28 protein-coding genes and 2 pseudogenes are annotated in these 25,834 nt (G+C 67.6%); 14 read left to right on the forward strand and 16 right to left on the reverse strand.

Annotated elements, in window-relative coordinates:
* Window positions 1-84: 84 nt before the first annotated feature.
* The 4 genes and pseudogenes from V0Z78_RS19090 to V0Z78_RS15510 form a co-directional block, all read left to right on the forward strand.
* Window positions 85-393 (forward strand): annotated as a pseudogene (locus V0Z78_RS19090) (helix-turn-helix domain-containing protein); the annotation flags it as partial.
* Between the two features lie 69 nt (window positions 394-462).
* Entirely contained in the window at window positions 463-816 is a 354-nt protein-coding gene (locus tag V0Z78_RS15500) for a DUF7344 domain-containing protein (protein ID WP_336345574.1), read from the forward strand.
* A 176-nt stretch (window positions 817-992) separates the two neighbouring features.
* The gene (uvrA, locus tag V0Z78_RS15505; protein WP_336345575.1) at window positions 993-3,941 is read left to right on the forward strand and encodes an excinuclease ABC subunit UvrA; all 2,949 of its coding nucleotides are present in this window, start codon (window positions 993-995) and stop codon (window positions 3,939-3,941) included.
* Between the two features lie 93 nt (window positions 3,942-4,034).
* Entirely contained in the window at window positions 4,035-5,039 is a 1,005-nt protein-coding gene (locus V0Z78_RS15510; protein WP_336345576.1) for a WD40/YVTN/BNR-like repeat-containing protein, read from the forward strand.
* Window positions 5,040-5,103: 64 nt separating this feature from the next.
* On the opposite strand, the pseudogene V0Z78_RS15515 reads toward V0Z78_RS15510, so the two are convergent.
* Window positions 5,104-5,316, reverse strand: a pseudogene (locus tag V0Z78_RS15515) (GNAT family N-acetyltransferase); the annotation flags it as partial.
* A gap of 208 nt (window positions 5,317-5,524) precedes the next feature.
* On the opposite strand from V0Z78_RS15515, the gene V0Z78_RS15520 reads away from it, so the two are divergent.
* Window positions 5,525-6,607: a geranylgeranyl reductase family protein gene (locus tag V0Z78_RS15520; protein WP_336345577.1), complete on the forward strand. Its 1,083-nt coding sequence runs from the start codon at window positions 5,525-5,527 to the stop codon at window positions 6,605-6,607.
* A 30-nt stretch (window positions 6,608-6,637) separates the two neighbouring features.
* Here the strand turns inward: V0Z78_RS15520 and V0Z78_RS15525 are convergent, their stop codons facing one another.
* The 4 genes from V0Z78_RS15525 to V0Z78_RS15540 all read right to left on the reverse strand — a co-directional run bounded on the left by V0Z78_RS15525 (window position 6,638) and on the right by V0Z78_RS15540 (window position 8,888).
* On the reverse strand, window positions 6,638-7,030 hold the full coding sequence (locus V0Z78_RS15525; protein ID WP_336345578.1) for a hypothetical protein: 393 nt from the start codon (window positions 7,028-7,030) through the stop codon (window positions 6,638-6,640).
* A gap of 75 nt (window positions 7,031-7,105) precedes the next feature.
* The gene (locus V0Z78_RS15530; protein WP_336345579.1) at window positions 7,106-7,297 is read right to left on the reverse strand and encodes a hypothetical protein; all 192 of its coding nucleotides are present in this window, start codon (window positions 7,295-7,297) and stop codon (window positions 7,106-7,108) included.
* Window positions 7,298-7,442: 145 nt separating this feature from the next.
* Window positions 7,443-8,525: a CAF17-like 4Fe-4S cluster assembly/insertion protein YgfZ gene (gene ygfZ / locus V0Z78_RS15535; RefSeq protein WP_336345580.1), complete on the reverse strand. Its 1,083-nt coding sequence runs from the start codon at window positions 8,523-8,525 to the stop codon at window positions 7,443-7,445.
* Window positions 8,526-8,591: 66 nt separating this feature from the next.
* Entirely contained in the window at window positions 8,592-8,888 is a 297-nt protein-coding gene (locus tag V0Z78_RS15540) for a DUF6432 family protein (RefSeq protein WP_336345581.1), read from the reverse strand.
* Between the two features lie 140 nt (window positions 8,889-9,028).
* On the opposite strand from V0Z78_RS15540, the gene V0Z78_RS15545 reads away from it, so the two are divergent.
* Both V0Z78_RS15545 and V0Z78_RS15550 read left to right on the forward strand, forming a co-directional pair.
* Window positions 9,029-9,814 (forward strand): DUF7093 family protein, encoded by a 786-nt coding sequence (locus tag V0Z78_RS15545; RefSeq protein WP_336345582.1) that lies wholly within the window; start codon window positions 9,029-9,031, stop codon window positions 9,812-9,814.
* Window positions 9,815-9,853: 39 nt separating this feature from the next.
* Entirely contained in the window at window positions 9,854-10,249 is a 396-nt protein-coding gene (locus tag V0Z78_RS15550) for a DUF5611 family protein (protein WP_336345583.1), read from the forward strand.
* Here the strand turns inward: V0Z78_RS15550 and V0Z78_RS15555 are convergent.
* Window positions 10,242-11,627, reverse strand: coding sequence for a DUF402 domain-containing protein (locus tag V0Z78_RS15555; RefSeq protein WP_336345584.1), 1,386 nt, complete (start codon window positions 11,625-11,627; stop codon window positions 10,242-10,244). The two genes, V0Z78_RS15550 and V0Z78_RS15555, sit on opposite strands and share 8 nt — an antisense overlap.
* Entirely contained in the window at window positions 11,624-12,010 is a 387-nt protein-coding gene (locus V0Z78_RS15560; RefSeq protein WP_336345585.1) for a DUF7532 family protein, read from the reverse strand. The genes V0Z78_RS15555 and V0Z78_RS15560 overlap by 4 nt, the downstream gene beginning before the upstream one ends.
* Window positions 12,011-12,164: 154 nt before the next feature.
* Here V0Z78_RS15560 and V0Z78_RS15565 point away from each other — a divergent pair, with 154 nt between their 5' ends.
* Window positions 12,165-13,181 (forward strand): PrsW family intramembrane metalloprotease, encoded by a 1,017-nt coding sequence (locus V0Z78_RS15565; RefSeq protein ID WP_336345586.1) that lies wholly within the window; start codon window positions 12,165-12,167, stop codon window positions 13,179-13,181.
* Window positions 13,182-13,313: 132 nt separating this feature from the next.
* On the opposite strand, the gene V0Z78_RS15570 is transcribed toward V0Z78_RS15565, so the two are convergent.
* Complete coding sequence (locus V0Z78_RS15570) at window positions 13,314-14,447, reverse strand: AI-2E family transporter (protein WP_336345587.1); 1,134 nt, start codon at window positions 14,445-14,447, stop codon at window positions 13,314-13,316.
* A gap of 160 nt (window positions 14,448-14,607) precedes the next feature.
* Complete coding sequence (locus V0Z78_RS15575) at window positions 14,608-15,222, reverse strand: riboflavin synthase (protein WP_336345588.1); 615 nt, start codon at window positions 15,220-15,222, stop codon at window positions 14,608-14,610.
* Window positions 15,223-15,300: 78 nt separating this feature from the next.
* Here V0Z78_RS15575 and V0Z78_RS15580 point away from each other — a divergent pair, with 78 nt between their 5' ends.
* Window positions 15,301-15,528, forward strand: a complete 228-nt coding sequence (locus V0Z78_RS15580) for a DUF7533 family protein (RefSeq protein WP_336345589.1) — start codon at window positions 15,301-15,303, stop codon at window positions 15,526-15,528.
* 34 nt (window positions 15,529-15,562) lie between these two features.
* Here the strand turns inward: V0Z78_RS15580 and V0Z78_RS15585 are convergent, their stop codons facing one another.
* The 5 genes from V0Z78_RS15585 to V0Z78_RS15605 form a co-directional block, all read right to left on the reverse strand.
* The gene (locus V0Z78_RS15585) at window positions 15,563-16,009 is read right to left on the reverse strand and encodes a universal stress protein (RefSeq protein ID WP_336345590.1); all 447 of its coding nucleotides are present in this window, start codon (window positions 16,007-16,009) and stop codon (window positions 15,563-15,565) included.
* A 30-nt stretch (window positions 16,010-16,039) separates the two neighbouring features.
* Window positions 16,040-17,170, reverse strand: a complete 1,131-nt coding sequence (locus tag V0Z78_RS15590) for a M24 family metallopeptidase (RefSeq protein ID WP_336345591.1) — start codon at window positions 17,168-17,170, stop codon at window positions 16,040-16,042.
* 12 nt (window positions 17,171-17,182) lie between these two features.
* Window positions 17,183-19,042 carry an ATP-dependent helicase gene (locus V0Z78_RS15595; protein WP_336345592.1) on the reverse strand — a complete coding sequence of 620 codons (1,860 nt, stop codon included), beginning with the start codon at window positions 19,040-19,042 and terminating at the stop codon, window positions 17,183-17,185.
* Between the two features lie 49 nt (window positions 19,043-19,091).
* Window positions 19,092-19,250, reverse strand: coding sequence for a DUF7563 family protein (locus V0Z78_RS15600; RefSeq protein ID WP_336345593.1), 159 nt, complete (start codon window positions 19,248-19,250; stop codon window positions 19,092-19,094).
* 62 nt (window positions 19,251-19,312) lie between these two features.
* The gene (locus V0Z78_RS15605) at window positions 19,313-19,489 is read right to left on the reverse strand and encodes an HVO_0416 family zinc finger protein (protein ID WP_336345594.1); all 177 of its coding nucleotides are present in this window, start codon (window positions 19,487-19,489) and stop codon (window positions 19,313-19,315) included.
* 79 nt (window positions 19,490-19,568) lie between these two features.
* On the opposite strand from V0Z78_RS15605, the gene V0Z78_RS15610 reads away from it, so the two are divergent.
* Window positions 19,569-20,222 carry an alpha/beta hydrolase gene (locus V0Z78_RS15610; protein ID WP_336345595.1) on the forward strand — a complete coding sequence of 218 codons (654 nt, stop codon included), beginning with the start codon at window positions 19,569-19,571 and terminating at the stop codon, window positions 20,220-20,222.
* A gap of 156 nt (window positions 20,223-20,378) precedes the next feature.
* On the opposite strand, the gene V0Z78_RS15615 is transcribed toward V0Z78_RS15610, so the two are convergent.
* On the reverse strand, window positions 20,379-20,837 hold the full coding sequence (locus tag V0Z78_RS15615) for a hypothetical protein (RefSeq protein WP_336345596.1): 459 nt from the start codon (window positions 20,835-20,837) through the stop codon (window positions 20,379-20,381).
* Here V0Z78_RS15615 and V0Z78_RS15620 point away from each other — a divergent pair, their 5' ends adjacent.
* The 3 genes from V0Z78_RS15620 (at window position 20,838) to V0Z78_RS15630 (ending at window position 24,103) form a co-directional block, all read left to right on the forward strand.
* Window positions 20,838-21,503 (forward strand): NosD domain-containing protein, encoded by a 666-nt coding sequence (locus tag V0Z78_RS15620; RefSeq protein ID WP_336345597.1) that lies wholly within the window; start codon window positions 20,838-20,840, stop codon window positions 21,501-21,503.
* A gap of 299 nt (window positions 21,504-21,802) precedes the next feature.
* A complete protein-coding gene (locus V0Z78_RS15625; RefSeq protein WP_336345598.1) occupies window positions 21,803-23,302 on the forward strand; it encodes an oligosaccharide flippase family protein in 1,500 nt (499 codons plus the stop codon).
* 303 nt (window positions 23,303-23,605) lie between these two features.
* Entirely contained in the window at window positions 23,606-24,103 is a 498-nt protein-coding gene (locus V0Z78_RS15630; protein WP_336345599.1) for an HTH domain-containing protein, read from the forward strand.
* Window positions 24,104-24,417: 314 nt separating this feature from the next.
* On the opposite strand, the gene V0Z78_RS15635 is transcribed toward V0Z78_RS15630, so the two are convergent.
* Window positions 24,418-25,197, reverse strand: a complete 780-nt coding sequence (locus V0Z78_RS15635) for a PHP domain-containing protein (protein ID WP_336345600.1) — start codon at window positions 25,195-25,197, stop codon at window positions 24,418-24,420.
* 154 nt (window positions 25,198-25,351) lie between these two features.
* Here V0Z78_RS15635 and V0Z78_RS15640 point away from each other — a divergent pair, with 154 nt between their 5' ends.
* Window positions 25,352-25,507, forward strand: a complete 156-nt coding sequence (locus tag V0Z78_RS15640; protein ID WP_336345601.1) for a C2H2-type zinc finger protein — start codon at window positions 25,352-25,354, stop codon at window positions 25,505-25,507.
* Window positions 25,508-25,834: the final 327 nt, after the last annotated feature.

Consider the following 25,834-nt stretch of genomic DNA (forward strand, 5'->3'; position numbering starts at 1 on the left):
GTCCCACCGCAATGGGTGAGGGACGCGGGATGGTGGCTCGTCGTCCGATCCCAGCATACCTGGTGGACCAGGTTCACGGCACACTGTGAGGACGAGCAGGTCTCGTTGGAGGCGTATCGGGTGTCCAATCCGACGAAACCCGACGCCGGTCCGTGGTACGGCTTGACCGAGCCTCATCGAAGAGCGATTCGTCTCGCCGTACGGAAGGGGTACTACGACATCCCGAGAGGCTGTACGACCAAGGAGCTCGCGGACGAACTCGGAATCCCCGATTAGGCCGTAACGGAGCGACTCCGTCGTGCCATCGTGGCGCTCGTCACGCACACACTCGCCCCGTCCGAATCAGGGGCGTGGACCGCCGTCACCCTCGTGCACCATGGCGAATTCTCATAGGGCTGCGAGACACTCGTTGAGTATGGTTCGTAAACCGAAAGTGGAACGATCGGCCTCCGGAGAGTTCGCGTGACGGCCAGTACCACTGAGAGCGGGAGATCGATCCCCCCCGACGTCGTTCTCTCGGCGGTCGCCGACGAACACCGGCGGGCCGTTCTTCGATCACTGAACCAGACCGACCAGAACGAGATGGATGTCGACGCGCTCGCGGATCTGGTCGCCGAACGCGTTCGAAACGGGGAGCCATCGGACGACGACCATCGACGACGCATCCACATCGCACTCCACCACATCCATCTTCCTAAACTGGAGGCGTGTGGGATGATACTCTACGATACCGAAACGAACCAGGTCCGAAACGTCACCGGAGAGCTGAGCCAGAGACTACTGTCGGTGGTCGAGCCGTACGAAGCACGCGAGTGACTTCGTCCGTTAGGCGTCCGCGGGTAGCGACGTCCGTTCCGTCGTCTGCGATTCGATCCGTCGGACGTCATCACCGCGGGATCACCCCTCGGGAGCGCCCGCCCGTGTGATGCTTTCACACTCCTTGCCCTCGAAACCGATGGGTATTCACCCGTCGCGACCCTACCGAATTCCCAATGAGTCGGGATTTTATTGAGGTCCGCGGAGCAGAGGAACATAACCTGAAGGACCTCGACATCGAGATCCCTCGCGAGGCGTTCAACGTCGTCACGGGGCTGTCGGGGTCGGGCAAGTCCTCGCTCGCCTTCCAGACCGTCTACGCCGAGGGCCAACGCCGGTACATCGAGTCGCTCTCCGCGTACGCCCGGAACTTCCTCGGGCAGATGGACAAGCCACAGGTCGAGAGCGTCGAGGGACTCTCGCCAGCGATCTCGATCGACCAGAAGAACGCCGCGAACAACCCCCGATCGACGGTGGGAACCGTCACGGAGCTTCACGACTACCTCCGGCTGCTCTACGCCCGCGTCGGCGTGCCCCACTGCCCGAACTGCGGACGCGAGGTCGGCGAGCAGAGCGCCCAGAACATGGTCCGGCGGATCCTCGAGCTGCCGGAGGGGACGCGCGCGAAGATCGCCGCACCCGTCGTCCGTGACCAGAAGGGCGCGTTCGTCGACCTGTTCGACGAACTCGTGAGCGAAGGCTACTCCCGGGTCGAGGTCGACGGCGAGCCGTTCGACCTCACGGCAGATCGGCCCGACCTCGACGAGAACTACGACCACACGATCGACGTGGTCGTCGACCGCATCAAGGTGAGCGAGGAGGCACGCAGCCGGATCGCCGACAGCGTCGAGACCGCCCTAGAGGAGGCCGACGGCGTCATCAAGGTGATCGTTCCCGACGCGCCCGACGACCTCGAACTCGGTAGCGAGAGCCGATCGACCGGCGACCTCGCGGGCGAGGACGACGGCCGACTGGTCGTCGAGTTCTCCGAGGAGCTGGCCTGTACGCACTGTGGGATCGACCTCCCCGAGATCGAGACGCGAAGCTTCTCGTTCAACAGCCCCCACGGCGCCTGTCCCGAGTGCGAGGGGATCGGCCAGACCAAGGAGGTCACCGAGGAGCGCGTCGTCCGCGACCCCTCCAAGCCGCTGAAGGAGGTCTTCGAGGCCTGGAGCTACAACCGCTCGTACTACCGGACGCGGATCGACGCGGTCGCGAAGCACTTCGGCGTGAGCGTCGACACTCCCTTCGAGGAGCTCGACGAAGAAGTACAAGAGGCCTTCCTCTACGGCACCGATCGCCAGGTGACGTTCGAGCGGAGCACGCGAAACGGCACCCGCCGGAAGAAGAAGCGCTTCGAGGGCGTGATCCCGAACCTCCAGCGTCGGCACGTCGAGACCGACTCCGACTCGACGCGCGAGCACATCGAGAAGTACATGTCGGTGACGGAGTGTCCCGCCTGCGAGGGCACCCGCCTCAAGCCCGAGAGCCGCGCGGTGCTCGTACAGGACACCGCGATCACCGAGGTCAACCGGATGAGCATCGGCGACGCGCTCTCCCATTTCGAGGGAATGGAGGCCGACCTCTCCGAGCGCGACCTGACCATCGCCGAGGAGATCCTCAAGGAGATCCGCGCGCGACTGGGCTTCATGACCGAGGTCGGTCTCGAGTACCTCACGCTCGATCGCGAGGCCTCGACGCTCTCCGGCGGAGAGAGCCAGCGCATCCGCCTCGCCACCCAGGTGGGATCGGGGCTGGTGGGCGTGCTCTACGTGCTCGACGAGCCCTCGATCGGCCTGCACCAGCGCGACAACGACCGCCTGCTGAACACGCTCGAGGGGCTTCGCGACCTGGGTAACACGCTGATCGTCGTCGAGCACGACGAGGAGACGATGCGCCGGGCGGACAACATCGTCGACATGGGGCCCGGTCCCGGGAAGCGCGGCGGCGAGGTCGTCGCCCAGGGGGAGTTCGACGAGATCTGTGCCGCCGAGAACTCCATTACCGGCGACTACCTCTCGGGCCGCAAGGTGATCCCCGTCCCCGAGACGCGCCGCGGCTTCGAGGAGACGCTGACGGTCGAGGGCGCGCGCCAGCACAACCTCAAGGACCTCGACGTCGACGTCCCCATCGGCGCGTTCACCGCGATCACCGGCGTCTCGGGCTCGGGCAAGTCGACGCTGATGTACGACATCCTCTACAAGGCGCTCGCGCGCCGGATGAACGACAACACCAGCGTCGATCCGGGCGAGCACGACGACATCACGGGGATCGAACACATCGAGAAGGTCCGCCTGATCGACCAGAGCCCGATCGGGCGCACCCCCCGGTCGAACCCCGCCACGTACACCGGCGTCTTCGACTACATCCGCGACCTGTTCGCGGAGACGAAGCTCGCCAAACAGCGCGGCTACGAGAAGGGCCGCTTCTCCTTCAACGTCAAGGGCGGGCGGTGTGAGGAGTGTGGCGGACAAGGTACTGTAAAGATCGAGATGAACTTCCTCTCGGACGTCTACGTCCCCTGCGAGGAGTGTGGCGGCTCGCGGTACAACGACGAGACGCTCGACGTCACCTACAAGGGCGCGACGATCGCCGACGTCCTCGACATGAGCGTCGAGGAGGCGCTCGAGTTCTTCGATCACGACACCCGCATCGGGAGCCGCCTCCAGCTCCTCTCGGACGTCGGCCTCGACTACATGCGCCTCGGCCAGCCCTCGACGACGCTCTCCGGAGGAGAGGCCCAGCGTATCAAGCTCGCAGAGGAGCTCGGAAAGCGCGATACGGGCGACACGCTCTACCTGCTCGACGAGCCGACGACGGGGCTCCACAGCGAGGACGAGCGAAAGCTGATCGACGTCCTCCAGCGACTGGTCGACAACGGCAACAGCGTCGTGGTGGTCGAACACGAGCTCGACCTGGTGAAGAACGCCGACCACGTCATCGACCTCGGGCCCGAGGGCGGCGAGAAGGGCGGCGAGGTCGTCGCCGAGGGCACCCCCGAGGAGCTCGCGGGGATCGAGGGCTCTCACACCGGCCGCTACCTCCGCGACCTGCTGCCCGCGATCGACCTCGAGGGGCCACGCTCGGACAGGCAGGAGCCCGCGACGGTCGCTGGCGACGACTGAGCCGACTGGCGGCGAATCCGCTCGCCATCCGAACGGTCATCGTCGACTGAACGCGCCCCCTCGTTTTTGTCGATCGGCACCCTACTCACGGGTATGACGACCGTCTACGCGGCCATGCGGGACGCGTTCCTGACGATCGACCCCGATGAGGGACGGTGTGTGGAGTCGCTGACGGACCACGACGGCGTCTGCGTCGCCGCCTCCTCCGATGCTCCCGATCGCGTCCTCTGTGGGACCGCCGATGCCGGCCTCCACCGAAGCGAGGACGGCGGCCGCTCGTTCGAGCGGGTCGGCGAGTCGACGCTCGACTCCGAGCACGTCACGAGCGCGACGGTCAGTCCCCACGACCCCGAGGAGGTGTGGATCGGCACCGAGCCCAGCGCGGTCTACCGCAGTACCGATGGCGGCGACACCTGGGAACGGCGCGAGGGGATCACCGATCTACCCTCGGAGCCCGAGTGGTACTTCCCGCCGCGGCCCGACACCCACCACGTCCGGTGGATCGAACTCGACCCGCACGACCCCGAGCGGCTCTACGTCGGGATCGAACTCGGCGCACTGATACTCAGCGACGACGCGGGCGAGACCTGGCGAGAACGTCCCGAGGGCTCGCGCCGGGACAACCACTCGCTCGCGACCCACCCGGAAGAGCGCGGCCGGGTCTACTCGGCCGCGGGCGACGGCTACGCCGAGAGCACCGACGCGGGCGAGTCCTGGACCCACCCGCAGGAGGGGCTCGAGCACCGCTACTGCTGGAGCGTCGCGCCCGATCCGGGCGATCCCGAGGCGGTGCTCGTCTCGAGCGCGAACGGGGCCCGGACCGCCCACACCGCCGGCACGGCAGAGAGCTACGTCTACCGTCGGACCGAGAGGGAGGGACGCTGGGCGCGCCTCGACGGACGAGGGTTGCCGACCGGCGAGGGCGTCCTCCGGGCCGAGATCGATTCGGCCGGATCCGGGGAGTTCTACGCCGTCAACAACCGCGGGCTCTACCGGACCGTCGACGCCGGCGACTCCTGGGAGCGGATCGCCCTCGACTGGGAGGCGTACGCCGAGCGCGCACCCTGGGGGATGGCGGTCGTCTCTAGTCGCGTTTGAACCCGTAATCCACGTCGACCGTCCGCCATCGTGCGATCTATCGTGTAGGGACGTTCAAACGCTACTAAATGTATCGCGACATCCGGTGGATCCGGCCGTAGGCGTTGACCGTATCGAAGCCGTGGTCGCCGTAGAACTTCGCGATTCCGCGCTTCCAGGGCTCGACGGTGAGCCAGACCTGTGAGACGCCCTCCTCGCGGGCGTGGCCGAACCCCGTCTCCACGAGCGCGTCGCCGATCCCTGCCCGCTGGTACGCCTGCTGGACGAAGATCGCCCGTTCGTGTTTGCCGGCGTCGTCGGATACGTCCGCTCACCGCCGGGGAGCGCCGCCCCAGCCGGTCGTAGACGTCCGAAGACGCACCGCAAACGCGGTCGACGATCGAACGATCGCCCGGTGAGTCGTCGGCCATCGTCGACCTGACGGGCCGTGCACGTAAACCGGTGGGGACCACCGAGTATTTACTCGCTGCCCCGGTAGCACCGATATGTACGACTTCGTCGTGGTCGGGGCCGGTCCCGCCGGCTCGCGCTTCGCACGGCGCGCTGCCGAGGAGGGCTACGACGTGCTGGCCCTCGAACAGGGGTCCGTCGGGAAGCCGCTGGCCTGTTCGGGCCACGTGAGCACGGACCTCTGGGAGTACACCCCCGACGGGGCGCGCGAGGCGCTCCTCCAGAACGAGATCTCGGGCGCGCGGTTTCACGTCGGCGGGCCCGACAGCGAGGCCTACCCCTTCTACACCGACGGCACCATCTCGAACGTGATCGACCGCGTGGGACTCGACGAACGCCTCGCCGATGCGGCGCGTTCGGCCGGCGCGGACCTCCGCGAACACCACACCGTCACGGGCGTCGAGGAGACGGCGGATCACGTCGTCGTCTCGGCGAGCACGTCCGACGGCTCCGCGGAGTTCCGCGCGCGGATGGTCGCCGGCTGCGACGGGCCCGTCTCGCGGGTCCGGCGCGACCTCTCGATTCCCGAGCCCGACGAACTGCTCCACGGCGTGCTGGGGTTCGTGGAGACCGAGGACGCGAGCGAGTTCGTCGACGTCCACCTCACCGCGCCACGCTTCTTCGCGTGGCGCATTCCCCGCGGCGAGGCGGGCGTCGAGTACGGCCTCGCCGCCCCTCCCGGGAAGGAGGTCCGCGAGCTGTTCGACGAGTTCACCTCGGGCTACGGCGTCGACACCGTCGACTTCTGTTCGGGAGCGATCCCGATCGGCCCGCCGGATCGCGTCACGAGCGATCGGGGCTTTCTCGTGGGGGACGCCGCCGCCCAGACGAAGCCCTTCACCGGCGGCGGCATTCTGTATGGTATGACCGCCGCCGACCACGCCGCAGAACGGATCGATCCCGCGGATCCGGGAACGCTCTCGGACTACGAGACAGCGTGGCGCGACGATCTCTCGCGGGAGATCCGTCTAGGTACCTGGCTCCGGCGGGCCTACTCGCTCCCCGAACCGGTCCAGACCGCAGGACTTCGCGCCGTTTCGGGGGAGATCGGCGTCCACATGGATCGGCCCACGTCGCTGTTCTCGCGCGACCAGCTCCGCGCGCTGTTGCGTTCGTAGCGGCGACCCCCTGGCCGTGATCGGCGGCCGTCAGTCGCCCGCGGCGACGGTGCCACACGCGATCGCGTGCGCCGCGACGATCTCGCCAGCGTCGATCGCGTCGGGATCCATGAACAGGACGGTGTCGTCCGGCATCGACTCCTCTACCCGGACCTCCCGGCCGAGTCGGTCCTCGAGCGCCTCGACGTCCCCCTCGTCCGATCCCTCGAGGGCCCGATCGACGTTGTCCGGCGAGAGGTAGAAGACGCACGCGCCGGGGTCGACGTTCTCGCCCTCGAGCGCCTCGAGCAGTTCGCGCAGCGACTCGTAGCTAACCTCGTCGAAGCTCCGCATCGTGACCCGCTCGGTGTCGGAGCCGGGGGCCTCCTCGGAATGCGTTCGGACCCGCTCGGCGAGCCGTCCGAAGTCGTCGATTCGTTCCATACCTCGGGTGAGGAGACGAGGGTCCTTGATGCTACCTCCTGCCATCGTCGGGCTGGCCGCGGTTTTCGGGGCGCCTCACTCCCGATCTACGAGCCCCCGCACGGCCCGGAGGACGATCGCGAACCCGATGCCGATACCGAACGCCGCTACGTACGCCGAGGGAACGCCGAACGGTCGCCCCGCCGGATCGCTCCACCAGACGAACGCCGCGGTCACGACCATGCCGATTCCGATCGCCAACGCCACCTCCTCACTCGTCCTCTCCATCGTTCGTTCTCACCTCGCTCGAACCCGTTCGACCGGCCGACATTTCTACCTCCACGAATATATTTGAATATGGATAGTATTTAAATTTGTCTCGTTTGTACCAGTTTCAACGTTTCCATCGTCACCGGACCCGCTCGGAGGAAAGTCAGTACTGGGGAAGCCGTGCCGAGCGTCCGCTGCCCTCGACGAACGGGAGGTCGACCCGCTCCGCAGGGGCCTCCTCGCTCTCGACCCGTACCGCGAGGTCGTCGGTCGCGAGGCCGAACTCGACGACCGCGAGTGCGATCGGTTCCTCGAGCGTGGGGCTCTCGACGGCTCGGGTGACCTCGCCGACCGATCGATCGCCCGCGAAGACGGCCGCGCCGGACTCCGGAAGCGCCTCGGGACGAAGGCCGACCAGCCGCCCGCTTGGTTCGCCCCGGTTCTCGACGCGGCTGATCACCTCCTGGCCGACGAAACAGCCCTTCTCGAAGTCGACGGCGTTTCGCAGGCCCAGTACGTTCGGGATCCGCCCCTCGAGTTCCGTAGCGAACAGCGGAGTGCCCGCCTCCAGGGTGAGCGTCTCCCAGGTTCGCGTCCCGAACGGAACGGCGTTCTGGCCGTGGACGATCAGCGTATCGAGGACGGTCTCGGCCTCGTCGGCGGTACAGACCACCTCGTAGCCGTCCTCGCCGGTGGGGTCGTCGCTCGCGATGACGGTGACGCCGACGTCGTGGATGGTGCCCCGATCGAACACCAGTTCGCCCTCCGGTACGCCGGCGCCGTTCAACACGCTCGCGACCTTCTCGGTGGCGTTCGGGCCGTGGACGCCGAGCACGGCGAGGTCGTCGGTGGCGACGTCGAACTCGACGTCCTGGATGAACGTCTTCCCGCGCCACTCCTCCGCGAGCGCCTCGGCATGTCCCGGCGGGACGAAGACGAGCAGGCGCTCGCCGGCGTTGTAGACGTAGAGGTCGCGTTCGATCCGTCCCTGTGGATCACAGAGCAGCGCGTACCGCCCCTCGCCGTCGGCGTCGGGGACGCGGTTCGAGAGGGCGTTGTCGACGTACTCGATGCGATCCTCGCCGGTAACCACGACGATGCCGTAGGCCATCTCGGTGACGCCGACGGCGTTTCTCACGGCCAGGTGGGTCCGCTCGGGACGACCGTAGTGGCTCGGCAGCCGGCGACCGCTCCGATCGTCGAAGACGGCGCCGTGTTCGGCGTGATACGGTTCGAGGACGGTCATCGGCGTCGGTCCCTCCGCAGGTCGGTCATACCTCGACTCGACGCTCGCGGCGGTAAAGCGTGCCGCTTAGAAGGGCAGCCGGTCCCGGATGCGTTCGGTGATCGACGGCCCGTCGCTCGAGTCCTCCGGGTCGGGGATCACCGCCTCGGCGGGCCGGATGACGGTCCGGTCGCCGCTCTTCTCGGCCGTGATGAGGTCGTCGTCCTTCAGACTGGCGAGCGCCGTCTCGAGCTCGTCGATCGGGACGTCCGCCTGGGCCCGGAGCTCGAAGACGGTCATCCCGCTCTCGGGCCGTTCCACGAGCGCGTCGAGCACGGCGACCTCGTCCTCGGCCCGGTTCCGGAACTCCCGCTTTGCGCCCATACCCCCCATGCGTCGGGAGGGGATTTACCTCTTGCACTCCTCGAAGGGTCGCCGGCCCACAGGGTCGCGCGATAGCGTCGGTGCACGGCGATTCCACCCCAAACAGTAGCCTTTTGACGCTCACCGAGTATCTCACATCCATGAGTCTCCGGTGTTCACTGCTCGGCCACGAGTACGGGGAGAGCGAGATCGAGCGCGATCGGGAGGAGCGCGGCGACGAGGTCGTCCTCAGCGTCACCGAACTCGAGCGGTGTGTCCGCTGTGGGAACGCTCGGGTCATCAGCGAGAACACCGAGGTCACACAGCGATCACGCCCACGGAAGGCCGACGCGCCCGAATCCGCGACGGAACCGGCGTCTGAGCCCGACTCCAGAAACTCGTTCTCCGGGGCGAACGCCGCCGCGTCGAGTACCGCCGAGACGCGTTCGGACACCGGCGTCGGGAGCGACCGGAACGCCGGCTTCGCGGCCGACGACGACGCCGGCGGCGCCGAACTCCTCGAGACGAGCGAGGGCGACGACCGCTCCCGCCGCGAGTCGGGATCGTGGCCGGAACACGACGGCGAGTCCGCTGCCACCGACGCGAGCAGGGAGTGGCCGAGCCTCGAAAGCGACGACGAGGGGTTCGACGCGTCGGTTCCCGACGGCGAGTCGACCACCGTCGAATTCGGTGGCGGCCTCACTCCCCAGGCCGACCAGGGTGCGGAGATACTGGGGGGCGAGAGTCCCCCCGACGAGGACGACGACGTCGAGTTCGTCCGGTCGGAGACCTCGTTCGCCCCCGAACGGACCGTCGATATCGAGGGGGAGACGGAGCTCTACTGTCCCGCTTGCGACGCCTCCGACCTCGACGACCGCGAGTCGCTCCGTGCGGGCGACATCTGCCCCGTCTGTCGGCGTGGCTACCTCGCCGAGCGCGAACTGTGAGCCGAAACGGGTAAATTCGGCGCTGGCGAACGGGGTCCAATGCGAGAATACAAGATGCGTCGCGGCGAGCATCTCGAGGAGCGCATCCCCGACATGAGAGCCACCGTCGAGGAGTACTTCGGTACCATCACCGGCACCGAGGAGTACGACGGCAACGACCTCTTCGTGATCGGCGAACCCGACAACCCCGTCTTCGAGCGGATCGTCGTCGGAACCGCCGAGTACAGCGGGAAGAAGAACAAGCTCGCGGTCCACTTCGAGGAGCGTCCCGCCGAGGACGTGATCGCCGAGGGCAACGCCGACGCCGCCGCCGACGCCGTCAGCGCCAAGAACGAGTTCCTGCTCGAGGCCCCGGGTCGGGACGCGAAGTCGCGACGCGAATCGCTGAAGCGCACCGTCGAGGACAGCGACGCCGACGTGCCCGACGCTAGCTGAGCGCGCGTTCGATCGACGACGCGACGCCGCGGGCCCTCTCCGCGAGCCCCTCGCCGACGAGTCCGGCCGCCGTCGCCGCCTCCAGTTCGTCGGCGTCGACCCGCTCGACCCCGCCGTCCTCGTGTTTCACCACGTCGACGTAGAGATCGACGTAGCGCGCCGCGTCGGGGAAGAGCTCGACCGGCGTGCAGACGTTGACGTACGTTCCCTTTCGGCGGCCGTCCTCGTCCTTGTAGACGGTCGGATACCACCACCGTCCCTCGGTCAGCGTGGTGATCGCGACGTCGCCGGCCTCGCGCTTCACCGCGAGCGCGTCGTAGGTCCCGCCGGCGGTCATCTCCCGGCGGACCCGCACGCTCCCCTCCGGGTCGTAGTCGATCACCTCGCCGCGACCGAGCGTGATCAGCCGGCCGTCGGGCTTGCCGTGTTCGATCGCGAGCGTATCGCCCTCGCGGGGGCCGAACCGGCCCGCGACGGCGTCGAACGGGAACTCCTCGGGCTCACAGCCCGGGAGGGCCTCGACGAAGTCGACGGCGTCGCTCGCGCGCTCCGAGCCCGCCTTGATCCGGTGGTGGCCGGGCATGGTCGATGTGACCTCCCGTCGAACGTCGTCGAGGACGAACCGACTCTCGCGACCGAACCAGCACCACGCGCCGGCGTAGGGCGCGGCGAGGCGCTCGGGGCCGTCATCGCCCGCCTCCCCCGCGTCGGAGTCGAGGTCGGCCACGAGGTCGCTCGCGGCCTCGAGCGCCGCTTCGAGGGCCGCGAGGCTCGCACTGCGGGCGCCCGACCCCAGCTCGATCCCCCATCCGTCGGAGAGGTCGACCGAGAGCAGGTCGACCAGCCCCGCCGTCTCCTCGTCGGGGGCGTCGATACCTCGCTTACCCTCGACCAACACGGCCATCCCGCCGGGGGTCGGCGCGCGGATCGTCGCCGAGAGGCGCGGGTCGTCGCCGCTCCACGGCGGCGTCGGCTCCGCCACCTGTACCCGCAGGCGGTCGCCGCGCTCGACGTACTCCTCGGTCTCCGAGAACGGCAGGTAGCCGGTACCATCGTCGAGCGCCACCGTGGCGCCACCGCCAGTGTCCTCGACGACGCCCACGTGGATCGAGCCGAAGGGGAGCGGGTCGGTCCACGAGAAGGCGTCGCGCTCGACCTCGAGCAGGTCGCGGCCGGCCGCGACCGCGTCGGGCTCGCCGCGGAGTCCGACCCCCTGTCGGTCGCGGGTCGTCCCGACCGCGAGGTTCGCGGGGCCGTCGCCCAGGTCGTCGTCGAAGCGCTCCTCGATCGGGTTCGAGGCCTGCACCACGTCGTGACCCGCCGCCCGGAACCGCCGGGTGAGCGCCGTCGCGTAGACCCCCCGGATCCGGGCGTTCATAACGCGTCGCGCTCCGGAGCGAACTTCACCCGGGCGTCGACGGTCGGCCCCAGTGAGAGCTCGACCAGCTCCGGTCGATCGTCGCCCCGGAGGACCCGTCCGCCCTCGACGGGCACGCCCCACGAGTCGAACCGCAGGTAGCCCCGGAGATCGGCGCCGTGGGTGAACAGGTCACAGTACTCGACTGCGTGTTCGGGGAACTCGCTCCGGCTGTGTGCGAGCTCCATGTCGGAGTAGACCGACGCGTGGGCGTCGAAGAACGCCTCCAGCCGGTCGGCGTCCCTCTCGACGAGTTCGGCGACGCGATCGGATATCTCGACGATTGCGTCGTTCTCGAGGCCGGCCTCGCGCAGCGCCTGCTGGGTCCGCTGGTCGAAGTGCATACCGGCCGTTCGGACGCGGGTCTGTTGAGTCTGACTAGTCGGCGTGGCCGTCGTCATTCTCGTCCGTTCGCCGCGAGTACCCGCGCCGTTCGGAGTACCGGTCGCTCCCGCCCTGAGCCAAAGAATTAGGGCGAGAGCAGTCGAACCGGGGGCCATGCGAGGAAAGCGGGACCCGATCGAGCGCGAGTCACGGGACTCGCGCGACCTCTACGACGTCTCGACGTGGGAGAAGCGATCGACCGTCGACGCGATCGCGACGTGGCTCTACCGGTTCGGGGTCGCGAGCGCGAAGGCGTTCGTGATCCTGCTCGCGGCGCTGTTCCTGCTGGTGCAGTTCGTCCTCGGGGGATTGGGGATAGTGACCGAGCCGGTGGTCGGGGCGTTCGTCCTCCTCTCGGTGGTGCCCGCGCTCGCCATCGCCGCCTACGTCTGGTACGCCGACGTCACGACGGACGAACCGCTGTCGGTGCTGGTCGTCACGTTCACGCTCGCGGTGCTGTTCGCGATGTTCGCGGCCGTCATCAACTCGATCCTCCAGCCGGCGTTCGGCGTCCTGCCGTCGGTGATCGGTCTTCCCCTCTTCTTCTTTCTGGTCGTTGGGCCCGTCGAGGAGACGGTCAAACTGCTCGCCGTCAGGCTCTACGCCTACCGCGACGTCCGCTTCGACGCCGTGATCGACGGGGCGGTCTACGGCGCGGCCGCCGGACTGGGCTTCGCGACCATCGAGAACGCGATCTACATCACCCGGGGCCTGGAGTCGGGGCTGGGAACCGTCGAACTCATCGGCGCGGCCGGGGGGACGGCCGCCGTCCGGGCGCTCGCGGGCCCCGGCCACGTGCTCTACTCGTCGATCGCGGGCTTCTACCTCGGGCTTGCGAAGTTCAACCGCGAGAACGCCGGCCCGATCGTGATCAAGGGGCTGTTGATCGCCGCGGTGTTCCACGCGCTCTACAACTCGCTCGCGGGCGTCGTCCCCGGGCTGCTCACCGCCGCCGCCACCTGGATCACGCCGGGGATCGCGATGATCGGATTCATCGTGCTCTACGACGGGCTGGTCGCGTACTTCCTCTACCGGAAGATCGCTGGCTACCGCCGCGCGTACAAGGAGGTCGGCGTCACCCACGCCAGTGACGACGAACCCGCCGCCGAACTCACGGAATTCGATCCCTGAGTCGTCCGTCTCCCGTGACCTGATGGGATCGTATCCGCGTTCAGACGTCCGATCGGAGGCGGGTCTCGCGTTCGGACGGTCGGGAGTCGACAGGGTACGCCGCGAGTGGACGCCCGCCCGGCCGACGGACGTTCACTCGTCGGACCCTCCCTCGTCGTCCGAGTCGACCGCCGTCTCGGCGAACGTGTTCGCCGATCCGGAACCGCTATCGGCGTCCTCGAGCGTGGTTCGGGCGGTCGACGTTCCGGTGTGCCCTCGGGCGAAGCAATCGAGGACGAGCTTCGCGCCGCCGAGGACGACGGGACCGATGAACAGTCCGACGGCACCGAAGACGACGAGACCGCCGAAGATGCCGACCACGACGATGGCGGAGTTGAAGGCGCTGGTCCGGCCGATCAGCGCGGGCCGGAAGTACGTATCCGAGAAGGTGACGAGTAGTCCGTAGACCACCATCGCCACGCTGGCGGTCGGGCGCCCGACCGTGACGAGATAGACCGCGGCCGGGATCCAGATGCCGAACGCGCCGACCAGCGGGAGCAGCGTCAGGACGAACGTGGCGACGGTGAGAAAGACGATGGCGGGGACGCCCGCGATCGCCAGTCCGATGCCGAGCATCACCGCCTGAATGGCCGCGACGGCGACGTTCCCGACGACCGACGCCCACATGAGCCGGTCAAGCCCCGTGCGGAGCTCCTCGAACGTCCCGTCGTCGACCGGCAGCACCCACCCGATCCACGCGACGAGCCGATTCCCGTCCCGCAACAGCGCGAAGAGAACGAACAGCGTGACGGTCAGTCCGATGAACAGACGCGGCAGGCTCCCGACGAGATCGATCGTCCCCATCGTGATCTCCTGAATGCTCGAGGCGATCCGGCCCTGGTTCGATTCGTACAGCGCGACGAGGTCGACGGAGTACTCGTCGGTCTCGAGTGCGTCCTCGATCGTATCGACGTCGAACCGTTCCCGTCTGATGGAGTCGACGACCTCGAGCGACTGTCGAACGGCGACCCTGATGACGTAGACGAGCGGGACGAGTACGACGAGCACCGTCGCGACGACGACGACGATCGCGGCGATCGTCGGTCTGACGTACCGCTCGAGGCGACCCTGAACGGGAAACAGGACGTACGCGAGAACGACGCCGAACAGGACGTACTGGAGATACGGCAGGAGAACGAACAGCGCGAGGAGACCGCTCAGTAGTGCGAGCGCGGTCAGTCCGGGCTGTTCGACGATCCAGTCCGGCGGATCGGGACCCGTTGGCATGTAGGAGAGATGCAACGGTCCGACGGATTAGCCCACCGGTACGGTGGGCCGATCGCGCCGGTTCGGAGGCTATCGCGATCTTCGCCGACACGCGCGTCGCGTCATCTCACGCCGTCTCCGTCGGCCGTGTCACCGGCGCTCGAGGCCTGGTACGACGCGCTCATCGGTCGGCGGACGACGCTCTCCGGAAGTACGGCTCCGCGACGCGCTCGACGTACTTCGCGATCACGTCGGCCTCGAGGTGGACGGGATCGCCGACCGCCTTCTCGGCGAGCGTCGTCAGCTCGTAGGTCGTCGGGATGATCGCGACCTCGTACTCCTCCTCCGAACGCGCCGCGACCGTCAGGCTGATGCCGTCGACGGTGACGGAGCCCTTCTCGACGACGTACGGCGCGAGCGACTCGGGCAGCGAGAACGCGAAGCGCCAGTCCTCGCCGACCGGCTCGATCGCACGGACCTCGGCCGTCGCGTCAACGTGACCCTGGACGAGGTTCCCGTCGAACCGGCCGTCGGCGGGCATCGCGCGTTCGAGGTTGACGCGTGCGCCCTCCGGAAGCCCGCCCAGATACGTCCGGTCGAGCGTCTCGCTCGCGAGAAAGACGGAGAACCGTCCTTCCCCTACCTCCTCGACGGTCAGACACGCGCCGCTCACGCTCACGCTCTCGCCGTGGCGGAGTTCGTCGGCGAACGAACAGCCGATCCACAGCCGGAGCCCGTCGTCCGTCTCGACCCGCTCGAGGACCTCACCCGACTCCTCGACGATCCCGGTGAACATACCACGGATTCTCGCCGCCGGCGCAAACCGCTTGCGCTCGGGCGTCGCGTTTTTGTCGTCCGGGGGGCAACGACGGGCATGAAAATGCCCGGACTGTTCGGGATGATCCAGCTGGGATCGGGACTCGTCTTCGCGATCCCGTTGGGAATCATCGGCGTCGAGTTCCTGCGGATGGGCCGGCTGGCGTTCGGGATCGCCTTCGTCGTGCTCGCGGCCGTAATGGTGGTCCTCCCCGAGTACGTCTCCCGGCGGGTCGGCGGCCCGCGCGACTGGATCCGCCGCCGGCTTCCCTGGCGGCGCGAGTGAGTCGGACGGCGCCCGCGACGCACCGACGCCGCCGTCAGTTCCCGGCGGGTGAGGAGGGTTCGCCGACGACCAGCACGGGAACCGGCGAGAGCCGCACCAGCGCGTCGGTCGTGCTGCCGAGCACCACCGCCCTGAACGACGATCGGCCCTGCCGGCCGACGACGATCACGTCCGCCCCCTCCTGGCGTGCGTGTTCGAGCAGCTCCTCGTAGGGTACGCCGCGGCGGATCGCACCTCCGAGGGGGATGCCCTCGGTCGCCGCGCGCTCCGCGACCGCGGCGAGCGCACCCTCGCCCTCCTCGAGCAGCGCCCGCTCGACCGTCTCGGGCTCGACGATCGCGTTGTCGTAGGCGGTGCGCGTCTCGATCACGTAACACGCCCACAGCTTCGCGTCGTAGCGCGCCGCGAGGTCGACGGCGCGTTCGGCCGCCCCGAGCGCGTCGTCGCTGCCGTCGGTCGCGAGGAGCACCGTCCGATACACGGCGGGGGTTGGCAGCCGATCGACTTCTACCTACTCCCGTGCCCGCGGAACGAGCGATCGAGGGTAGCCGGTGAGGTTCTCGAAGCCGTCCTCGCGGACGACGACGAGATCCTCGATCCGCACGCCGCCCTCCTCGGCGTCGTAGACGCCGGGCTCGACGGTGAGGACCGTGCCGGCCTCGAGTTCGGTCTCTGCGCGGAGTGACGGCGCCTCGTGGAGGCTCATTCCGACGCCGTGGCCGACGCCGTGGGTAAGGCCGGGCTCGCCGTCGGGGCGAAAGCCGTAGGCCGCGAGTTCGGCGGCGGCCTCCTCGTGGACGGTGCCGGCGACCGTGCCCGCACCTTCCGAGAGCACGGCGAAGGCGGCGTCCCGTGCGCGCTCGACGGCGACGTAGGCGCGACGCTCCCAGCCGCCCTCGCTCTCGACGACGAACGTCCGCGAGAGGTCGCCGTAGTAGCCCTCCGGACCGCGCGGCGAGAGATCGAGCAGGACGGTCTCGCCCGCCTCGATCGAGGCGTCGCCGGTGAAGTGGAGGTCGACGCAGGTCTCGCCCGCTCCGATGACGGTGTTGTGGGCGTCGCTCACCCCCTCGCGAACGAGCCGGGCGTTCACCTCGCGACGCAGGCGCTCGGTCGTGAGGGGTTCGCCTTCCCAGTGGAGCCGTCCGTCCGCGACGTCGGCCGCCGCGAGGATCGACTCGGCTCGGGCCATCCCCGCCTCGGCGGCCTGCTGCATTCCTCGAAGCCGGTCGATCTCGTCATCGGACTTCCGGACGCGCATCCCGGCGACGACGTCGGTCGACGCCAGCTCACAGCCCGCGCGTTCGAGCCGCAGCGCGGCGTCGTGCGGCAGGTGTTGGGGGACGAGCACCCGTCCGCTCTCTATGAGCTCGGCCGCCCGCTCGCCCGCCGTGTCCGCGTCCTGTTCGCCAGCGGTCACCACTCGCCCGGGGAACTCGCGACGGGCCTCCTCCCCGAACGACCGGGGAGCACAGAGCGTCGGCTCCCCGTCGCGTTCGACGACGACCGCGTAGGGGCGGTCGGGTCCCGAGAAGCGGGCGAGATATCGGAGGTCGTCGTCGAAGCGATCGCCGACGTGGACGAACGCCTCCGCGTCGCGTTCCTCGAGTTCGGCCGCGATCCGTTCGTACTCGGGCGTCACGTCCGTCTCACGTCACTGGAGGGGGGCGTCCGCCGCCGACTCCGACTCCGATTCGGCCTCCGACTCCGCGATCAGCTGCTCGACCGGCGTCTCGCGCGGCTCGTTACAGAGCAGCACGTCGATCGGGAGCGTCGGCGCACCGTTGACGAGGTTCTCGAGCAGTACGAGCCGCTCGCGGGCCCGACTCATCCCGACGTAGAACACGCGACGCTCGTTGTCGGTGAGCACCGGGACGGGGCTGGTCGTCCGAGTGAACTCCTCGTCGAGGGGGACCTCCTCCTGTTCGATCGTGGCGGCCATCTGCTCGACCACCTTCTCGGTGAGGTCGGTCGCGACGAAGACGTGGTCCGCCTCGCGGCCCTTTGCGGAGTGGATCGTCCCGATCCGTACCCGTGCGGGGTCGTCGCCGCGATAGGTGCCGGTCGCGAAGTAGGACTTCACGCTCTTTCGCTGGAAGCTGGTGATCTTCCGGGACATGTCCGACGCCGAGACGGGGTCGGGGACGAACGGGGCGTACTCGCGGATGAGTTCGGGGGGAACGCTCATGTCGGCGACGTTCTCGACGCCGGTCTCCTCCTCGCGGGCGTCGAGCGCGTCGAACAGTTCGTCGCGCTCGTTCGAGCCGAACGCCGAGTCGGCGAGCATGTCCGCGAGCCGGCGTGCCTCCAGCCCGGTGATGTCCTCGCCCTCGTCGAGCTTCTCGACCGCCGAGACGAACTGCTGGAGGCGATCGGTCCACATCCGCTGGTCGGTGAGAACCTTGAACGGCATCCCCTCGGTGATGAACTCGTCGATGAACTGGAACATCTGATAGCGAGCGCGGAACAGCACCATCACCGTCTCGTCGGGCGTCTCCGAGACCGTCGCGCGGACGTTCCGCACCAGATTCAGCATCGAGGGACTCTCGACGGCCTCGACGAGTCCACCCTCCTTGCGGGGGTTGAGGTCCTTCTCCTGGCGTTTCTCGATGTGGCGGACCTCGCGGTTGACGACGTCGAGGATTCGCGAGGGGAGCCGGTAGGAGTTGGGGAGGACGACGTCCTCGTCGACCTCGGCGTCGAGCAGCAGGTTGGGGTCCGCGCCCTGCCACGCGTAGACGACCTGGTCGTCGTCGCCGGCGATCAGCACGCCCTCCATGTGGGGTTTCCACTCCTCGTAGACGGCGTACTGGAGCGTGGTGATGTCCTGGAACTCGTCGATCACGAGGTAGTCGACGTTCGGGACGAGCGATCGCTGTTCCACCCGCTCGAGCATGTCCGCGAAGCCGACGAGTCCGTTCTCGCCCTTGTACGAGCGCCAGGCGCGGATCGCCTCGGGGACGTCGACCCGGTCGTCGTCGCTCGGCCACGTCGGTGTGTACTTGTTGCCCGACATCGCCCGGTCGTCGACCTCGGGAGGCAGGCGGATCTCCTCGTCGTCCCACTGGAAGGGGATGTCGTACCAGTCGGCGACCTCCCGGTTCGTGCGCTGGAGCCACTGGCTGGTGGCGATGATCTTGTTGCCGAGCGTCGTCGAGCGTGCCGTCCGGCGGCCCGCGCCGCTGTACTCGTCCTCGAACTCCAGGCCGTAGTCCTCGCAGAACTCCTTCTTCTGCTTCTCGCCGACGACGTCCGCACGCGAGAGATCCAGCAGTTCGTACGCCTTCGCGTGCATCGTACAGACGTTCCCCTGGAGCGATCGCGGCGAGACGTCGAGGCGTTCGGCGAGGCGCTCGCGGACCTCCGAGGCGGCGGCGCGAGTGTACGAGACGACGAGCACGTCGCGGATCCCGACGTCATCGCTCTCGAGGATCTCTTCGACGCGGTCGAGAAGCGCGGTGGTCTTCCCGCTACCCGGGCCACCGAACAGCCGGGTGACGTGTGAATCAGCCATTAGGGAGGTTCATGCGCCTCGGAATGATAAGCCTCCTGGGTTTCTCCCGTCAGTTGCCCCGCGATGAACGCGCCTCGCGTATCCGTGCACCGTCGCGGATCTTGTCCTCACAGTCGGGGCAGACGCGGGGGTCCTCCTCGCCCGGCGGTGTGAACACTCGGGCGTACGCCTCCGTCACGAACGAACCACAGTTCTGGCACTCCGGCATTCGACCTCACGAACGGACACGATCGAAATAAAGCATTTCCCTCCCCGGTCGCTCGAACCGGACTATCGAGGGGTCCACCCACAGACCGAGCAGTCCATCGCGGATTGGTCGTGAAGGCCGCCACACTCCGGACACTGTTTCTTGTTGTAGTCGGTCTCCCAGCCCGCCGGCGCCGTCTCGTGCCCGCGCTGGGACAGGAACTGATCGAGCATCTCGTCGGTCTCCTGTGAGGTGGCCATACGTGGTATGGTATACCACGATACTACATAACGCTTCGGGTGGGACAGACGTATCCTCTCTCGGGACCGTATTCGCCGTATGGACGATTCGCCGCTCGTTCACGTCAGCAACGAACCCGACGACCCCGTCGAGGACGCCGCTCCGGCGGTCGTGGTGATCCACGGCCGCGGCGCGGACGAACACGACCTGCTGCCGATCGCCGAGCGGTTGCCCGGCTCGCTGCACGTCCTCAGCGTTCGCGCACCCGATCGGCTCCAGGGCGGCTACACGTGGTACGACCTCGACCTCTCGGCGGGGGGGCTCCACGCCAGCCAGCCCGACGAGGAGGGGTTCCGGCGCAGTCTCGACCTGATCCACGAGTTCGTCGACTGGGCGATCGACTCCTACGACCTCGACCCCGAACGGGTGGGGCTGTTGGGGTTCAGCCAGGGGGCGATCACGAGCCTCTCGGCGCTAATCGAGCGGCCCGAACGCTACGCGTGGGTGGTCGCGCTCAACGGCTACCTGGCGGCCTCCCACGAGGACCGCGTCGAGGCGGCGGCGGACAAGCCCGTCTTCGTCGGCGCCGGCGAGACCGATCGGATCATCCCTGCAGAACGAGCGGAGCGCGCCGCCACGCTGCTGCGCGAGGCCGGCGCGGACGTCCGGTTCGAGCGCTACCGGGCCGGTCACGGCACCACGCCCGAGGAGATCGAGGACGTCGCCGAGTGGGTCGACGAGCGGCTCGGGTAGTCGGACGGGCCGACCGCGACCGCTCGTCGAGGCCGTCAGATATCGGTCGGTTCTCCCTCGCCGTTCGTGATCGGGAGGAGGCTTTCGGACCGCGTTGATTCGTTGGTCTATGCTCTGACATTGGTGTTTTGCTTTACATACAGTTATTTTAACCAGTCAAGCGATGTCGCCTACGGAGCGATGGAGAGAGACAACACCAGCCGTCTTCGACGGGACAGCACACACGATCGCCGGCGCTTCTTGCAAACGGTAGGGGCCGTCGGACTCGGTCTCGCCGCCACCGGTACGGCCGGCGCGAACGAGCACGATGAAACGACCGAGATCGACTCGTGTACCGTCATCGACGAACCTGGCGAGTACGAACTCGTCGCGGACATCGAACCCGATGAGGTCGTTGATACCGAGGATCCGACGCAGGCCGGGCCGGAGGACGTCAGCTGCATCGAGATTCGAGCCAGCGATGTCACCCTCCGTGGCAACGGTCACACCATCGACGGCCACGCCGCTCAAGAAGGGAACGGCCGTGAGGGACATGCCATCGGCGTCAACTCGTTTCTCCATCATTCCGGCGACAACCTCGAGGCGGTCGAGAACGTCGTCGTAGAGGACGTCCACGTGACCGGGTTCGGAATCGGGGTTCGGTTCGAAGCGGTCGAAGACGGCCGTATTGCCGGCATCGTCGCTCGAGATAACGCCGATGGGATCGGGTTTTACTACTGGGCGAACGGGATCGACGTTGAGAACAATCGACTGATCGAGAACGGCGCCGGATTCAACACGTACGGCGATCCGGACGTCTACGGCGGGCCCGCAGATAACGTGATCGAACACAACGACATCGAGTCGAACGCGACGGGGGTCCGCCTCGGACATGAAACCCACGAGCACACGTTCGGCTACAACCGGATCGTCGGAAACGATAACGGAGTGGTGCATAGCGCCCTCTTCACGAGCGGGAACGACTACCACCACAACGCCATCTGTGGCAACGAGGTCTATGGAATCCACAATCCCGACGTGTTCTTCAGCGACGTCGTCGGCGAGACCGATGACGACTTCCGGATCGAGGACGTCGTCGAGGCGACGGAGAACTACTGGGGAGCGGCGAACGGCCCCTCGAGCTACGGCGACCCGGAAGAACCGTTCACCGATCCCGGAACCGGCCGCCCCGCGGACGGCGACGGCGACGCGATCAGCGAGTCGCTCGACCCCGGCGTCGCGAACGTCCGATTCGATCCCTTCCTCGAATCGGCGCCCGAGGACGTCGGTATCGACCCGTAAAGACGTCGGGCGCCGTCGAAGCAGCCGACCGGAGGGAACGCACGCCCGGTTCTGATGACCGGAACGCAGGCGATGGGCGAGCTCATCCGTTCTCCCATTCCGCGTCCGAGCGTAGCTCCCTCCGCCCTCGAGACGGCCTCATCTCTCGGCCGGAGGCGCTCTCTTTCGGCGATCGACCGGTCTTCACTACCGCGATCCTCGATCCGATATGTAGACGCCTCTATGACAAAAACAACCGTTGCTAACGTAACATCACCTATGCTTATGCGTCCCTGTTCACAACCAGTGAACCGTCTCGGATGGATCAGTCACTGCTCACTCGATTCATCTCCGTCTTCAGCGGGCGGATCGGGGATCTCCTGCTCTCGATGATGATAACGCCGGTGTTGGTCCGGCTGTTGGGCGCCTCCCAGTACGGCGACTACGCCGTGATGATGTCGCTGCTGGGGATGGTGATGATCGCAGTCAACTCGGGGGTCTTCGACGGCATCCGGAAGTACGTCTCCGAGGAACGCTCGACCGAACTCTGGACGGAGCACGTCTTCGCGTTCTACACCCGGATCGGCGCGCTCTTCTCGGCCGTCGCCATTCTCGCGACCCTCGCGATCGTCCGATTGGGCGTGGTCGATCGGGTCTTCGGGGCCGGGTTTCGGGAGTACTTCTATCTGCTCTGTTTCCTGATCCTCGGGGTCCAGGTCTACCAGATCGGCCGCGGAACGCTGATGGGACTGGGCCAGGAGGCGTACTCCGAGCCGTTCGTCGTGGTCCAGAAGGCGCTGTTCGGCGTCTTCGCCGTGGCGCTTGCGTGGGTCGGCTACGGCGTCGGCGGCGTGCTGTTCGGCTACCTCCTGGCGACCGTCGTCTGTGCGATCGGGACCGTTGCGCTCGTTCGACGACACCTCTCGCTCGGTCACCTCGTAAAGCCGCTCGATCCGGCGTTCCCCCGCCGTGAACTCCTCTCGTTCAACGGGCTCAGTATCGTCCTCGTGCTGTTGATGACCTCGCTGTATCACGTCGACATTCTCCTGTTGCAGCCGCTGGCGGGCAGCGAACAGACGGGCTACTACAAGGCGGCGCTGGTCGTCGCGGAGTTCCTCTGGTTCGCGCCGTTCGCCATCCAGTTGCTGTTGCTCCAGAGCAGCTCCCAGATGTGGGCTGACGAACGCCTCGAGCGCATCACGAGGATCGCCGGCCAGGTCACCCGCTACACCGTCCTCCTGACGGTGCTGTGTGCGCTCGGTATCGCCGCGCTCGCCGACGCGTTCGTCGGCCTCTACTTCGGGACGGAGTTCACGCCGGCCGTCGTTCCCCTCCTTCTCCTCCTGCCGGGGGCGCTCGGGTTCGCCGTCGTCCGGCCGATCCTGGCGATCGGCCAGGGGCGAGGCGCGCTCCGAGTACTCATCGCCGCGACCGGCGTCGCCGCGGGAATGAACCTCCTGCTCAACGTCGCCCTCATTCCGCTCTACGGAATGCGGGGTGCCGCCGTCGCCACCAGCATCGGCTACGGGTCGATGTTCGTCTTCCACGTCTGGAGCGCCCGCCGGATCGGATTCGACCCGCTCGCCGACCTCCGACCGCGGGCGGTCATCGTTACCGCTCTGGCGTCCGCCCCGGTCATCTTCGGAGTCGACGCGCTGATCCAGTCGCCGGTCCGTTCCCTGATTCTCGTCCCGCCGGCCGGGTTCGTGGCGTTCGTCGGCGCCGCGTTCGCCACCGGCGCCGTTCGGACGGCGGACGTTCGGGAGGCCCTCGACGGTCTCCCGATCGACTCACAGCGTCTGAAACGCGTCCTCGACTGAGCACTGCCGGTTGCGTCGTCCATCTCGAAGCGGCGAAACTGAACGGACCCGGGGACACGCCGAGCGCCGGTGGATCGGTCGTTTCCGTCGTCTCCGTTCCCCTGGATCTGAAGACGGTTACGTACCAAGGTGTGTACTTACACGACTGGCGAGCGACGGTTGCTCCATGAAGAGCGATCGACAGCATCGGCCGCAATCAGACCTCGAACTCCCGGACGCGTTCGAGACCTCCGACACCACACTCGTCGACCGTGCAGGGACCGAGCACGCCTGCCGGGAGCGGGCGTCGAACGGAGGAAAACCATGACCGAGGATGCGATCCGGGCGGTTCTACGGCTGCGGACGCTGGGCCCGTCCGGACTCAACCTCCCACAGACCGAGGTCGTCGATCGCCTCCGGACGCTCGACGAGGAGGGTTCGATCGCCGATCTCGACGTCGACGTCTGGGGTGGGTCGATGGGAATCACGCGGACGGGAGATCGTGATCCGGACGGCACGCGCGAGACGGTGGCGGAGTACGAGCAGTGGGCGACCGAGCAGGGCTGTACGCTCCGTCCCGCCTTCGATCGACGCTCCGGCGAACCCGCGGACGACGGGAAGGGACGGCGCGGACGGATCGTCACGCCGCTCATCACGCTCGCCATCCACGCCGGCGAGGAGCTTCGAGCGGTCTATCCCCACGTGAAGGACGGCGACGTCCGGACGATCCACGACGGTATCGAAGCGCTCGAATCGATGGACCGCGACGCCGAGCGGTCGAAGGACGAGAGCCGCGGGAGAGTAGCAGCCCTGCCCCAGTGAGATGACCCCGCCCACGAGGGACCACCGGAACGACGCACACTACTGTGCTGACTGCGGCTGGCGGACCGACAGCGATGAAGAGCCCGATGGAGGCGACCGTACGACACGAGCGATCCAGCACCACGTCGAAACGGCTCATACGGTCGTCCACCGGTCAGCCGACCGTCGGACCGGCGATTCCCGATTCCGGTTGACCGACGATCGGTTGTAGTACGGTAGAGCCGGACCGATTCGCACGTCGCCAGTAGTCCCCGCGAGGATGCGTTCTTCGAGACCTAGCGGCTCCGGTCCGTACGACTCCACCCGGGTGAGCGCTAACCGAGCGGACGTGCCGGCTCCACTTCGAGTTCGGCGAAGCGCTCCTCGAGTTCGGGCAGCCGATCCCGGAGCTCCTCCGGCGAGTGGGCGTCCGAGCCGGCGACGAAGGGGATCCCGCGCTCGTCGAGGGCCGCGAGGAAGTCGGGGGCGGGGTGGAACTCGCCGTACTTCCGGAGGATCCTCCCGGCGTTGATCTCGGGGACCGTCCGGGAGCGCTCGAAGGCGTCGGCGACCGCCTCGAAGTGTTCCTCGCCGGCGTACCCACGGAGCGGGGGGGTACGCTCGACCAGGTCGACGTGGGCGGCGACGGCGAACAGCTCCGATTCCACGAGTTCGACGAGCGCCTCGTAGTAGGCGTCCACGACCGCCCGGCAGTCCTCGTCGGCCATCGCGTCGAACTGTGCCGGGTCCTGGACGTCCGTGCCGTCGAGGTCGTGGACGCTCCCCAGCGCGTAGTCGAACCCCGTCTCCGCAAGGAACGTCCGGATCTCCTCCTCGTCGCGCGGATCGTAGTCGAGCTCGACGGCGTCGTAGATCGTCAGATCGGTCCGTTCGCGGAGCCCCTCGATCGCCTCTCGGCGGCGCTCGTAGGTCAGATCGAGGTTGAAGCCCTTCTCGTACTTCTCGCGAACCGCCGACTCGCGCTCGGAGACGTTGCAGTGGTCCGCGAAGCCGATCGCATCCAGACCCGCCTCCTCGGCGGCGGCGACCATCCACGGCAGCCCCGTTCCGTCGGAGTACGTCGAGTGGGTGTGGTAGTCGTGGGTAACGAGCACGTCTCCGAGTGTAGGACGGCCCGCGTAGTAAAGCCGCCCGCCGCGACCCGATTCGCTCAACTGCTCTTCTCTCGGCGGTTTCGCCGGTCTTTCGGATAAACGTCCGTCGCTTGCAGGGTCGTGCTTGATAGTTCTTGCCGTGGTGTCTGACCGCATGGTGCAGGATCCCAGGGACGACGACGAGACCGAGGAGGACGACGAGTTCCGCTGTGCGATCTGTAACGAGACGTTCGAGTCCCAGCAGGAACTGGAGGAACACGGAGAGCAACACGACGAGGTAGACGACGAGGAGCTCTCCGAACAGCCGTAAAGCGTCGGAACCCACCGTCGAACGGCTGACGTGTGGATTGGCGGCGGTCGGCCCGTCGAGCGATCCGGGTTATCGAAGCCCCCGCAACGAGAGTACGATCTCCGAGAAGGGCGCCGATCGCCACGAGCGCGGCTCCGGCCCCGCCGAGTAGCTCGGTGCTAGTCCATTCGGGGATTCGGTAGTCGTATCGCCATCACGGTCGCGGAGACCAGAAGCGAGAGCCCCGCCCCGAGGATCGGCGTCGATCTGGCGACGCCGGAGGGACTGCCGATGTCGGGCGGACGGGTACGGGGTATGCCGGACGGAGAGCTGATCGATCACGGTGAT

This window comes from Halalkalicoccus sp. CG83 (assembly GCF_037081715.1).
GTDB lineage: Archaea > Halobacteriota > Halobacteria > Halobacteriales > Halalkalicoccaceae > Halalkalicoccus > Halalkalicoccus ordinarius.